An 869-nucleotide genomic window follows, 5' to 3' on the forward strand; every position below is an offset into this window, starting at 1 on the left:
AATTACTTCAGGATTTTTGCAACGACGCCGGCGCCGACGGTACGGCCACCTTCGCGGATTGCAAAACGCAGACCTTCTTCCATGGCGATTGGCGCGAGCAGTTTGACTGTCATACCAACGTTGTCGCCTGGCAGAACCATTTCCTTGTCTGCGGGCAACTCGATCGTGCCTGTCACGTCCGTCGTACGGAAGTAGAACTGGGGACGATAGCCGTTAAAGAATGGCGTATGACGGCCACCTTCGTCTTTGGACAGAATGTAGACCTCGGCGGTGAAGTCGGTGTGTGGCTTGATCGAGCCTGGCTTGGCCAGAACCTGACCGCGCTCGACTTCCTCGCGCTTGGTACCGCGCAACAAGATACCGACGTTATCGCCCGCCTGACCCTGGTCAAGCAGCTTGCGGAACATCTCAACGCCTGTGCAAGTGGTCTTGAGTGTGTCGTGAATACCGACAATCTCGATTTCCTCGCCGACTTTGACGATACCGCGCTCGATACGGCCGGTCACCACGGTGCCGCGACCCGAGATCGAGAACACGTCTTCGACTGGCATCAGGAAGGTGCCGTCAATTGCGCGCTCTGGCGTAGGAATGTAGTTGTCCAGCGCATCGGCCAAAGCCATGATGGCCTGCTCACCGAGCTCGCCGGTGTCGCCTTCGAGAGCCAGCTTAGCCGAGCCCTTGACGATTGGTGTGTCGTCGCCTGGGAAGTCGTACTTGGACAGGAGCTCGCGCACTTCCATTTCGACCAGCTCAAGCAGCTCAGCATCATCAACCATGTCGGCCTTGTTCAGGAACACGATGATGTAAGGCACGCCCACCTGACGCGACAGCAGGATGTGCTCGCGAGTCTGGGGCATTGGGCCGTCAGC

General features: G+C 58.2%; 1 protein-coding gene. It reads right to left on the reverse strand.

The window, feature by feature from the left end:
- Positions 1 to 2: 2 nt before the first annotated feature.
- The coding region (locus tag QWY30_RS15820) for an elongation factor Tu (RefSeq protein WP_290242649.1) at positions 3 to 869 on the reverse strand (867 nt) is incomplete at its 5' end.

The sequence above is a fragment of the Zwartia panacis genome (genome assembly GCF_030410395.1).
Classification (GTDB): Bacteria; Pseudomonadota; Gammaproteobacteria; order Burkholderiales; family Burkholderiaceae_B; genus Zwartia; species Zwartia panacis.